Source organism: Burkholderia cepacia (assembly GCF_001039005.1).
Classification (GTDB): Bacteria; Pseudomonadota; Gammaproteobacteria; order Burkholderiales; family Burkholderiaceae; genus Burkholderia; species Burkholderia theae.
The window spans coordinates 67,737-80,192 of record NZ_LDWR01000059.1 but is presented as its reverse complement, the minus strand read 5'-3'; the positions used below and the strand labels follow the sequence as shown (position 1 = coordinate 80,192).

Genomic DNA, 12,456 nt, shown 5'->3' with positions numbered 1-12,456 from the left:
CAATCCGTACTCCTTATATGTTGGCGGGCGGCGCGGATGACGTGTCGGTGCCGCCTTCGATTTCGGCCGTCGCGCGGCGCATGATTGCCGCGATGCGGCGCTGTTCGTCGGGGCCGGCTGCGCTCTTGTGCAGCAGCGCCCGCTTGAGCGCGACGCGCGCCTCGACGAACTCCGGCAGCCAGCCGGCCTGCGATTCGTCCTGTGCTTCGTTGCCGGCCGATTCCCCGGCGAAAGCGCGGCGCATGAACTCCATCTTGCGCGCGAGGTGCGTGAGGCGTGCGAACAGCGTGTCGACGCGTTCGCGTTGCGCGTCGAGATGCACGCGGCCGGCGTCGGTCAGCGCATAACGTTTGCGGTTGCCTTCCGCCTGCGACGCGACGAAGCCGCCTTCCTCGAGATACGTGAGCGCCGGATACACCATGCCGGGGCTCGGGCTGTAGAAACCGTTCGAACGCGTGTCGAGCGCCTTGATCAGCTCGTAGCCGTGGCTCGGTTGCTCGGCGACCAGCGCGAGCAGCAGCAGCTGGAGATCGTCGGAGCTGAACTGGCGGCCGCGCGGCATGCCGTCGTCGCCGAAATCGCCAAAGCCGCCGCGCCCGCCCCGGCCGCCGAACGGGCCGCCACCGAACGAATCGTGGCCGCGGCGGTGGCGGCCGATCGCGTGCCAGAGACCGGCGAACCAGTCAGGGCCTGCATGCGCACCTTGCCCGTCGCATCGGGCATGGCCGCGGAAGTGGTTGTGTCGCATGATCGTGTCCTGTATGTCGTAAAACATATCTAAAGATATATATCGAAAGATAGAGCGTCAAGGGGATTATTTGGGGTGGGATGGAGGAGCGGCCGCGGCCGTCTGCTTGCGATGAGGATCCCCGCCGATGCGTTCCGTCAACCTCCTGGGCGGGCCGATCCTGACGACCGGACGGTTGGACGATCTGGCGGTCGGCGCAAGATCTGATTTCGCAGTGGCCGCGAGCTATTAATCGAAAGGCACAGCCGTGCCGACCCTTATTCGACTACCGAAGACACATCGAGAAACTTGTCGTGACGCAACGCCTTGGTGAAATAAATGAGTCAATGCTGTTTTTCAAAACACTGGCGATCATTATTTAAATTGCCGGAATGTTTTTTTAAGCCGATTGAAATGAATTAATTGATTTCCGTTTCATCAAACAGAATTTCCGTGCCAGCAAATGTATTCAAGTCGGGCGCATCATTCAATGTGATTTCACCCAGCCAACGTACGTCGGCCATGGATCGCGCGTCGATGAAGATTTTCGACCCTTTATTTGCAGCCCGGAAATTCGCCGAAAATGTAAAGCATTGCAATATAAAATCCCGGATCGAGTATTCCGGTTGCGATGCGCGATTTTATTTGGCAGGATTTTCATCAAGTTGCTCGGTTTTAAAACGGCGAAACGGTCGGCAATTCTATTAACCGAAATAACACGTGCCGGATGAGCAACGATTCGAAAGGAAGCTGACGAGAAAACAGGTAACGAGGCGGCGAACAGTCGAGATTGTTCGCGATCAATGAATCAATCGCTTGCCCGGCAGCGCCGATGCGTTACTCGGGCGATCCGGGCGAATCCGACACGGGGCGGCCATGGCGATACTCAAGAACGATACCTCCGGAGAAGCATGCCTGCTCCGCGCGTATCACGTGTTCGGGCGCGATGCCGCACGCTGCGACACGGTCATCCGGGATGGGTCGGTGTCCCGCGTCCATGCCCATATCCGCTGGATCGGCGGCTCATGGGAACTCCACGATCACAGCAGCAACGGCACGTCGGTATCGGGTGTGCCGTTGCGCGACGGCGAGCATGTGGTGCTGCAACAGGGTGACGTGATCCGGTTCGGCAGGGCCGGTGTCGCGCCGTGGCGCGTCGAGGCGCTCGACGATCCGGCCGATACGCTATGGCCGGTCCGGGGTGCCGCGCCCCCGATCGTGCTCGCGTCACGGCAGATCCTGCCGGCACACGCCGCGCAGCCGGTCACGATCGTCCGGTCGCCGGCCGGCGAATGGCTGTGCGACGACACGTTGCCGCCGCGTGCGCTCCATGACGGCGATGAAGTGTCGACTGGCGGCATCACGTGGCGCCTGGCCCTCGTGCGCAGCGGCTCGACGGTGATGCTCGCCGCGCCCGCCGATCCGGCCGTGCCGGCGCAATTGCTCGAGTTCTTCGTCAGCCGGAACGAAGAACACGTGCGGATGCTGCTGCATGTCCGCGGCGGCGTGGTCGACCTCGGCGAGCGCGCCCATCACTACAGCCTCGTGACGCTTGCCCGCGCGCGCTCGGCCGACATGCAGGCCGGCTACGACGCCGCCACGCAAGGCTGGATCGAACTCGACCGGCTGGCGCGCATGCTCGGCATCGATACGTCCCATGTCAACGTGCAGATTCACCGCGCCCGGGCCCAGTTCGCGGCGCTACCGGGGCTGGATGGGAGCCAGCTGGTCGAACGCCGGCGCGGCAGCGTCCGGTTCGGCGATTTTCCGTTCCGCGTCATGCGCGGCGAGCACCTCGAATGCCAGTCGGTGCCGGGCGTCCAGCCGCGTATCGGCGCACCTCGTCCGGCGCCGAGCCTGGTCGCCCATTACTCGTGAACACGGGAGAACCGGCCGTGTTGCTGACCCCGTCCCGTGCGCCCGTCGTGCAGGAAGCACGTGAACCCCGGCAGCCCGCCGCGCCTTTCGCGGAGCTGGCCGGCACCCGGCATTACCGGCTCGGCGCGCTGCTCGGCGAAGGCGGCAATGGCGTGGTGTTTCGCGCGACCTGCGGCGAGACGGGGCAAGCGGTCGCGATCAAGCTGATGCGGGATGACGCCGCGCGGACCGTGGCGGAGCGCACGCGCCAGCGTGCGCGCTTTCAGCGCGAGACGAGCCTGTGCGAGGCGCTGCGGCACCCGAACATCGTCGCGTTGCTGGACCAAGGGGAAGCGCCCGACGGCCGGCTGTTCGCCGTATTCGAGCTGGTGCAGGGCCGGACCCTGCGCGACCGGCTCGCGGCGGAGGGGCCGCTGTCGGCCGTCGACACGGGCCGGCTGATGACGGAGGTGCTGGACGCGCTCGCGGCCGCGCATCGGCAGGGCATCGTGCATCGGGACCTGACGCCGCAGAACATCGTGATCACGATGGCCGAAAACGGGCCGCACGCGAAGCTCCTCGATTTCGGCATCGGCGCGTTGTTGCCCGGCACGGAAGACATCGCGCGCCAGACCGCGACGCTGGCGACCGAGGTGCTCGGTTCGCCGCCCTATTGCGCGCCCGAGCAATTGCGCAACGAGCCGCCGACGGCCAGAACCGATCTGTATGCGTGGGGCCTGATCGTGATCGAATGCCTGACGGGCGAGGTCGTCATGCACGGCGCGAGCGTGGCCGACATTCTTTATCAGCAGCTCAGTCCGGTGGATGTCGCGCTCCCGCCGTCGATCGCGTCGCATCCGCTCGGCTCGGTATTGCGGCGCGCGCTGAGCAAGAACCCGGAGCAGCGCGCCGCATCGGCCGACGAACTCGCGGTGCCGTTTCGCGCGCTCAACTTCGCCGCGCTCGTCGGCCAGTTCGATGCCAGCCGCACAAACGTGCAGACACGTCCGCGCCCGTTCGCGCCGCGCAGCGAGACGATCGCGATGGTTGGCGAGTACCGGCAGATCACCACGCTGTGCTGTTGCGTGACGATCACCGGCGTGGGTCGGCAACGCCACGCCGGAACCGATCACGGCGACTTGCTCGACGGTTACGAGGAGCAATGGCTGACGAAGTGCGCCGATATCGCCGTCGGTTATGGCGCGCAGGTCGACGGACGGCTCGGCGACACGCTGCTGTTCCATTTCGGCCTGCGTGGCGACATCGACCGGCCGGCGCGCCGTGCCGCGCGCGCGGCACTCGACATGGTACGGGTGACCGAGCGCGCACGGCTGCCGACGGCGGCCGGCGGCCGCGCCGGTGACGAAAGCTGGCGCGTCGAAGTGGCCGCCGCGATTCACGTCGGGCAAGTTCTCGCCCATGCGTCGCGCATGTCGGGCGTATCGACGCCCGCGGCGGCGGCGCGGCTGCTGCGGCTTGCCGGGCCCGGGCAGATCCTGATCAGTGACGATGCGCGGCTCGCGCTCGAACGGCATGCCGACTATCGGCCGACCTCGTTGCGGCTGGCGCGGGCGGGCCTCGTGCCGCAGCCGGTTCATGAATTGCTCGGCGAACGTCGTGCCGATACGCCGTTCGATTCGCTCGACGCCGGCATGCGGGCGCCGATGGTCGGCCGCGCACGCGAATTCGACGCGCTGATGCGCGCGTGGCAGGAGACGCTCGGATGGCATCGTCGCGCGACGCGCGGCGAGCCTGCGCCGCGCGGCGTGCCGCGGCTCGTCGTCGGCGATGCGGGAATCGGCAAGTCGCGCCTCGTGCACGAGCTGTGCGAGGCCGTCCGGGTCCAGGGCCATACCTTCGCGCATTGCGGATGCCTGCCCGAGCGGGAAAATCATGCGCTGTTTCCGATCCTGCGATTTATCGGCGCGCATTGGCATATCGACGCCGACAGCCCGCCCGGTGTCGCGCTCGCGGCGATCGACACCATGATCGCGCCGCTCGAATGCGATCATGCGGCGGCCCGTGTCGCGCTTGCGACCTGGCTGGGGCTACCCTGCGATGCGAAGGGGTTTCTGTGGTCGAGTGCGCGCGAACAGCACGCGCTGTTCGACGTCCTCGAGCAACTGATCGTGTCGCTCGGCAACGGCGCGCCGGTGCTGCTCGTGGTCGAGGACGTTCAGTGGATCGATCGCTCGACCGAGGACTTTCTTGCGTACCTGCAGCGCTCGCCGCGCGCGGCGGCCCTCGGCATCGTGTACACGTCGCGCCCCGTCAAGCTCGGGCGCTGGCGCGGCGCGGCCGAACGCCTCGTGCTGCGCCGCCTGCCGCGCGACGACGCGCAGCGCCTGATCTCGGCGTGTGTGGGCCACGGCACGCTCGATCCGGCCTGGCTCGACCGGCTCGCCCATCGCACGGCGGGCATCCCGCTGTTCATCGAGGCCGTCGCGCGCGAGTTGACGATGAGCGGCGCGGACGGCTCGCTCGCGGAGCTGCGGGCAACCGACCCTTATCCGCTTCCGCTCAGTCTCGGCGGCATGCTCGGTCTCGCGTTCGACCGGATCGACGACGCGCGCGACACCGCGCAGCTCGCCGCGACCATCGGGCTCGAGGTGGATGCGCAACTGCTCGCCGACGCATCGCCGCATGATCGGGCCACGCTCGACGCGCATCTGCGGCTGCTGCTCGAAGAGCGGATCGTGTATGCGCAACATCGGCGCGATCGCGTGTTCTATTCGTTTCGCCACGCATTGATTCGCGACGCGGCGTACGAATCGATGCCGCCCGCCGTGCGGCGCGGCAACCATGCGCGCGTCGGTCGCGCGCTGCTTGCGGAAGGCGATCGAGGCGCCGGTGCGCATGCGTTCGGCGTTGCCGGACACTTCGCGCGCTCGGGTGCCTTCGCCGACGCGATCGTCCACGGTATCGACGCGGCGCGCCGCGCACTCGAACGTTCCCGGTATGACGACGCGATCCGCTACGGGCAGTCGGTGTTCGACTGGCTTGGCAACGCCGACTACGCGCAGCGCGAGCACGACAGCGCGCGCATTCGCGCCACGTTGACGCACGCGACGATGGCACGGTTCGGCTGGGCGGATCCGCAGGTGCGCGAGCATGCGGAGCAACTGTTGCGGCAGATGCAGACGCTCGACGACCCGGCGCTCGAGATCAGCGCGCTATGGACGCTGTCGACCTACTACCACGTCGCGGGCGATCGTCCCACCGTGCGCGGGATCGGCACGCGGCTGGACGCGCTCGCGACCGAGCGCGGCGATGCCGGCGTCCAGGTCGCGGCGGACGCGATGCGCGGCATGAGCCTGTGGGTCGACGGCGACTATACGCGCGCCCGCGCCGCGTTCGACGCCGTGCTGGCCGGCTACGACGTACGGCGCGACGTGGACCATCGGCGCCTCCTGGGGATCGATACGCGCGCGTGGACGATGGCGTCGCTCGCGAGCGTGCGCTGGTGCATGGACGACGATCCGCAGGCCTCGCTCGTGATGGCGCGCGACGCGGTGTACTGCGCGACCTGCCTCGACCATTTGCCGACGCTCGGCGTCACGATGATGTACCTCGCACGCACGTACCAGCTGGCGGGCGATCGCGACGCCGCACGCACGCTGTCGGAAGCGATTCTCCGTCTGTCGGAGGTGCATCGGCTGCGCGCGGTCGAGCACTACGCCGCGATCATGCTTGCGTGGGCGCAAGGGGATCGCGCGGGCATCGTCACGCATCTCGACGCGCAGCGGCAATCGGGCGGCCTGCTCGGGCTGACCTACTACGCGTCGCTGCTTGCCGAACTGGACGCCGGGCGCGGCGACTACCCTGCCGCGCTCGCGCAGATCGAGCAGTGCCTCGCGTGGTGCGAGTCGACCGGCGAACGGTATTACGAAGCACAGCTGCTGCTGAAGAAGTGCGAGTACTTGCGCCGCGCCGATCCGCGATGCGGCGGCGTGGCCGCGCTGGCCGCGTGCCGGCGCGCAATCGAAGTTGCAACGACGGCGGGCATGGGCCGCATTGCCAGGCTCGCCGAAACGATGTTGCAGTCGTTGCCGTAAGTGGTTCCATTCATCAATCAGGAGAACATACTGATGAGCACGGATAATCGATTACCGACGTACGAAGAGTTTCTCGAATACCGGGCAACCGTCATTCGGGCGATAGCGCTCGCGTGGCATTCCAAAGCGTTTCTCGACGAACTCGAGGCCAATCCGATCCACGCGCTGCGCGAGCATTTCAACTATCACTTTCCGTTCGATCTCGACCTGAAGGTGCAGACCAAGTCGTCGGCCTGGACACCGGGCGTCAACGGCGACTGGACGGCCGGCCAGAAAAACAAGCTCACGTTGTTTCTGCCGCCCGCGCCGGCGAACGAGAAGCACTTCGCGCAGGCGCTGGCCGCCTACAACGCGAACCACATCACCATCATGGAATGAGGTCAGGGGAAACCGACATGGCAAAGGAAAACGCTAATCCGACGCTCGAATCGATGCTGGAGTTTCAGAAGGTCTATCTGCGTGCGATCGCGCTTTCATGGCGAAACCCGGACTTCAAGGACGAGCTGCTGAAGAAGCCGCTGGACACGCTCGCGAAATACTTCGGTTACCAGTGTCCGTGGATCATCGACATCGAGGTCGTCGAACCACCGGACGGCGATCATGGCTGGAGGGACCACGGGAGGGACGGCGGGAGCTGGCACCTGCCGCGCAACGTGATGACGGTCGGCATACCGGAAAAGCCGTTGAGCCGGGACGAAGAGGCCGTTGCACTCGCGGCGTACAGCGACGCCGGGTCGACTTACCTGTTCACCTGCTGCTGATCCGGCGCGGTCGCGCCGCGCACAGTCGCGCGGCGCGACCGCGATGTTTGCTTACCCGCTGCACGGAACCAGACGATGCTTGATGACTTTTCGCGCGTGTTGCGCTTCAAACCGCATTTGCTCGTGCTCGATGCGGGGCCCGAGACGCTGTTCGTCGTCGATGAATTCAAGCGCGCGATGCTGTCCGGCGCGCACTTCGTGCAGATCGCCGCCTGCTTGCGGGCGCGGATGACGATCGCCGAGATCGTGGCATCGCTCGCCGGCAGTTTCGGAGAATGGGACGTGCTCGCGCGGCTCGATCACCTGGTGCAGCGTGGGTACCTGCGTGCCGACTCGCCGCACGACGATGATGCGGCGCGCGGCTTCTTCGAGCGCGCCGGACTCGACGGCGACGCGGCTTGTGCGCACGTCGTTCAACTGCGTGTTGCGGTCGAGGCGTTCGGCGTCGACGATGCCGCGCTCAGGCGCGCGTTCGACACGGCCGGCATCGAAGTCGTGCCGGACGCCGAATTGACCGTCGCGATCACCGATACGCACGACCGCGACGATCTCGCCGCATGCGCCGCCCGCACGGCGGCGCGTGGCGGGGCATTGCTCGTCGTCGCGGCCAGTGGCGTGCAGACGCTGATCGGACCGTTGCTGGCCGGCGGCGGCGCGTTGGCCGACGCGCCGTGCATCGAATGCGTGCGCTACTGGATTCGCATCAACCGGCCGGTCGAGGCGCTGCTTGCACGCCATCACGGCAGCGACGCGACGCATCTGCCGCCGGCCGCCTCGCGCGCCGGGGCCGCCGCCGCGGCGGCGCTGGTGGCGGCGACGGTCGAGCAGATCGCGGTCAACCGCACGGCGTCGGAACGGCTGCAAACGCATATCGTGGCGCAGCGCATCGACACGTCGACCGCCGAGCGGCACCGCGTGACGAGGCGTCCGCAATGCCCGTGCTGCGGCAATCCCGCGTGGATGGGCGAACGGGCGGCGCATGCGCCGCGGCTCGCCGACCACGCGCCGTTGATCCGTACCGACGGCGGCTACCGTACCGCCGATCCGCAACAGGTGTTTGAGCGTTATGCGCATCTGATATCGCCGGTCAGCGGCGCGATCGCGTATCTGCACCCGATGCCGAAGCGACACGCGGGCCTGCGCAAGGTCTATGCGTCGGGCTTTCTCGTGTGCCCGGCCGCCGTCCCGGGCAGCAACCGGTTCGACAGGCTCTGCTCCGGCAAGGGCCGCACCGACGATCAAGCCCGTGCGAGCGCGCTATGCGAGGCGCTCGAACGATTCAGCAGCGTGTATCAAGGCGACGAGGCGACGCTCACCGGAAGCATCGAAAGCCTGCTTGCCGATCTGGCATGCGACGCCGTACCGATTCACGTGAACGATCTTCAGCAGTTCAGCGAACGGCAATTCGACGCGCGCGATGCGATCAACGCGTTGACCCACGATGTTCGAAAGCAGGTGCCGCCGCGTTTCACGGCGCACGACGTCATCGACTGGACGCCGGCCTGGTCGCTCGTGACCGGCAGGCGCCATCTGGTACCGCTGAGCTACTGCTATGCGGAAACGCCCGACAGCGCGCAGGCTCATGCCGCATGCGTGCACAATCCCAACGGCTGCGCGGCGGGATCGAGCGTCGACGAGGCGATTTTGCAGGGCATGCTCGAATTGATCGAACGCGATGCGGTTGCGATCTGGTGGTACAACCGGATCCCGCGCCCCGGCATCGATCTCGCGAGTTTCGACGATCCGTATTTCGATGCGCTCGTGCGCGAGTATGCGACGTTCGGATGGCGTTTGTGGGCGCTCGACATCACCACCGATCTCGGGGTGCCGACCGTGGCCGCGCTGGCGGAAAATCCGCAAGACGGGCGGTTCTCGATCGGCTTCGGCTGCCATCCGGACGGTCGAATCGCGGTGCAGCGGGCGCTGACCGAAGTCAACCAGTTGCTCGATATCGCAGCGGATGCTCCGCACCCGTGGGATCGCGACAAACTTTTGGCAACCGGTTTCCTGTATCCGGCGAACGGCGTGCGCTGCACGACGCGCGCGACATGGCAGCCGATCGACGCTGCATCGTTGCCCACGGCGCTTACGCATTGCGTCGGGCGCATCGCGGAGGCCGGCATGGACGTGCTCGTCGTCGACAAGACGCGGCCCGACATCGGCTTGTCCGTGGTGCAGGTCATCGCGCCGGGGCTGTGTCATTTCTGGCCGCGTTTTGGCGCGCGACGGCTCTACTCGGTTCCGGTGGCGCTGGGTTGGCGCGCGCAGCCGTGCGTCGAACAGGCGCTGAACCCGGCACTGCTGTTTCTGTGACTGGACCGATGGCCCTTTCGTGGCAGCGGAAGGGCCAGGTCTCCACGGCGATGACTGGCATGAACGGTTCGCTCCGCATCGTTCGATGACCGTTAGCGCCCCCCGGCGATCGTCGCTCGGCCTCGGGAAACGTGCCCGAAATCTCCGTCTGGATGAGCACACCGAACTTCTTCCAACATGTCCGGAGAAAACCCGTTGCACGTTATTAATATGCCTGATGATATGGACACCATATCAATATAAAAATCTGTATTCCTGATATTCAGGTTGACGCGAACGTGACCAACATCAAACAGCCACGCCAATGCGGCGGCGCGCACGTGCGTCCGTTCGCGGACGATCTCCGATAAGCGGATCCCACGCATCAGGTACAGGCGTCGGCACGCCAGCTCCGCGCATGCCAACGCCGCTGCCCCGGGGTGTCCGCTGCTTCCTCTTCCGGCGCTGTCCGGCCCCTTTTTTCCACCGCCCGTCAGGCAGCGACCGCCCGGTCCGCACGCGCATTGCCATCCTGAAATCGAGCGTATTTCAGCGATAGAAAATCATGCTCCGCGTCAATAGCGTTCTTGCTCTCTCATTCCGATAAATTTTTTTGAGATGTTATTCAATTGCAGAGCAACTTCCATTTACACTAGCGACGCGATGCCAATGAAGTTGAAGGAATGTGAATAATTCGCCGGATCAAGCCGTCTTAAAGAGGGTTGATCGTGCGGAGGAGATACGTTTATTCCGTAATGCTGAAAATATCGGCTGCATTAAATCGGTTCAGGAAATAAATCGATTTTCGCATCTCGAGTAACTAACGAAATCATTGTTTCGTCATGTGAAGCGATGCGCGCATCCAGGGTTTGACGAGTGGCGATGACCTGCCGGCGAGAGACGGCAGCGTGAAACGAGAAAGGCATGCCTGCCGGGGCGGCGCTGGTGCTGGCCCGGGAGCGGAGTTGCTGACGAATTAATCACCGCGGAATCGTAGGGAGTTGAATCATCCGATTCGCCTTGCCTGGGCATTGGCGAATGGACATCTTCGGTCGCTGCATCGAGTGCATACGTTTTTCCGACGAGTCAATGATGAATGAATCGCCGCAAATCCGTTGGGTGGTTGAATTTTTCGATTCGTCAAATATTCCGAATCACGGATACATATTTTTCAGCTGCCGCAAAAGTTACATCTGTTATCCGGGAAAGCCAATTGGCTTTACTCCCGACGGTATGGCTGCGGCAATCGCCGCGTTGCGTCACTGCCTGAAACAGGCGCCACCGAGAGAAATACTGATTTCCAATAAAAAGATCGACCGTGTCTCGCAGTCAGGGATGCCTTGCGAGCTGGTTCAGGCTTGAGCGTCGACAGTTCGTGGCATGGCGCCAGTAGCCGCGCCGTGCCTTTGTTTATCCACCTGGAGAGGATGCGCATGAGCAATGCGAGTGTGACAGCGAAGATCAAGGAAACGCCCGCGCCGAAAGAACCGACGACGATTCCGACTCCGTTCGAGACTCAGGAGACGGTTGCGAAGCGGACGTCGGTGAAGTTGACCAATGTATCGGCGAACGGCCAGTCGAAGCGCGCGGCCCTGGACGGGCAACTGGTGTGGTACGACACGGCGCAACTGGCCCGGCCGCATCCCGACGACAGCATGTTCGTGCGGGTCGTCAATTCGCTGTACAGCGGCGTGGTGATCTACCCGGACAACGCGGCCAACCTGCTGCCGGCCATTCCGGCCCGGATGAGGATCGTGCTCCGCCTGCGCAATGCCGCGGACATCAACGCGTTTCGGGAAGGTCCGCTGTTCGCCGAGTTCAAGGACGACGGCAAGCGCCGGCGCAGCGTGGCCTGTGCGGATATCGCGGCGCTGCGGCAACTGGGCGCGGAAGGCATTTCGACCTGCTACACGAGCTACGTCGACGATCGCGACAGCCTGCTCGGCGCCATCAACGACGGGCTGGGGTTCGACTATCTGTGGATCCGTTTCCGTGACCCGACCAACATTCCGCTGGAACTGGTGATCGCGTCGCTGCAATCGACGGGCACGATCCTGATGAAGGAAATCAACGAGCCGACCAATGTCGACGACGCGATCGTGTCGTACGGCGTGATGGAGTATGGCGCGGAAGGTGTGATCTTCTCGCCGCGCGACCATCAGGCGATGACCTCGTTCCTCGAGCAGATGGCGGACGCGGAACACGAGAACCTGTCGATCCAGACCGGCACGGTGATCCAGAGCCGCCCGGTGGGCATGGGCTACCGCGCATGCATCGATACGTCGACGCTGTTTGCGCCGGACGAGGGGATGCTGGTGGGCAGCACGTCGCAAGGCGGCCTGCTGGCCTGTCCGGAAGTGTTCTTCCTGCCTTACATGGAGTTGCGTCCGTTCCGCGTCAACGCGGGGGCCGTGCATTCCTATGTCTTCAATACCGGCAACCGCACCGACTACATGAGCGAGCTCAAGGCGGGCTCGCCGGTCATGCTCGTGAATGCGAAAGGCCGCGTACGGCGCGCGACGGTGGGCCGGATGAAGATCGAGCAACGTCCGTTGCGCCTGATCGAGGTGGAGTTTCCGGGCAAGGAGCGCGTCAACGTCCTGATGCAGGACGACTGGCACGTGCGCGTGTTTTCCGACGCCGCCAAGCCGCTCAACATCTCGGAACTGAAACCTGGCGACAAGGTACTGGGCTACGTGACGGAGCCGGGGCGTCACGTGGGCATCAAGATCAACGAGACGATCATCGAACAGTAGGAGACGTC

At 64.9% G+C, this 12,456-nt stretch carries 8 protein-coding genes; 7 read left to right on the top strand and 1 reads right to left on the bottom strand.

Annotated elements, in window-relative coordinates:
* Positions 1-13: 13 nt before the first annotated feature.
* Complete coding sequence (locus VL15_RS31390) at positions 14-748, bottom strand: PadR family transcriptional regulator (protein ID WP_048250702.1); 735 nt, start codon at positions 746-748, stop codon at positions 14-16.
* Between the two features lie 855 nt (positions 749-1,603).
* On the opposite strand from VL15_RS31390, the gene VL15_RS31385 reads away from it, so the two are divergent.
* From VL15_RS31385 to VL15_RS31360, 7 genes are all read left to right on the top strand, one after another.
* Positions 1,604-2,605, top strand: coding sequence for an FHA domain-containing protein (locus VL15_RS31385; protein WP_048250638.1), 1,002 nt, complete (start codon positions 1,604-1,606; stop codon positions 2,603-2,605).
* Positions 2,602-6,639: a TOMM system kinase/cyclase fusion protein gene (locus tag VL15_RS31380; protein WP_048250636.1), complete on the top strand. Its 4,038-nt coding sequence runs from the start codon at positions 2,602-2,604 to the stop codon at positions 6,637-6,639. The genes VL15_RS31385 and VL15_RS31380 overlap by 4 nt, the downstream gene beginning before the upstream one ends.
* 33 nt (positions 6,640-6,672) lie before the next feature.
* Entirely contained in the window at positions 6,673-7,017 is a 345-nt protein-coding gene (locus VL15_RS31375; protein ID WP_048250635.1) for a BMA_0021/BMA_0022 family TOMM bacteriocin, read from the top strand.
* Positions 7,018-7,034: 17 nt separating this feature from the next.
* Positions 7,035-7,400 carry a BMA_0021/BMA_0022 family TOMM bacteriocin gene (locus VL15_RS31370; protein WP_048250634.1) on the top strand — a complete coding sequence of 122 codons (366 nt, stop codon included), beginning with the start codon at positions 7,035-7,037 and terminating at the stop codon, positions 7,398-7,400.
* A gap of 75 nt (positions 7,401-7,475) precedes the next feature.
* Entirely contained in the window at positions 7,476-9,713 is a 2,238-nt protein-coding gene (locus VL15_RS31365; protein ID WP_048250633.1) for a TOMM precursor leader peptide-binding protein, read from the top strand.
* 1,071 nt (positions 9,714-10,784) lie between these two features.
* Entirely contained in the window at positions 10,785-11,054 is a 270-nt protein-coding gene (locus VL15_RS42250; RefSeq protein WP_155420334.1) for a hypothetical protein, read from the top strand.
* A 71-nt stretch (positions 11,055-11,125) separates the two neighbouring features.
* Positions 11,126-12,448, top strand: coding sequence for a 3-dehydroquinate synthase II (locus tag VL15_RS31360; protein WP_080971017.1), 1,323 nt, complete (start codon positions 11,126-11,128; stop codon positions 12,446-12,448).
* Positions 12,449-12,456: the final 8 nt, after the last annotated feature.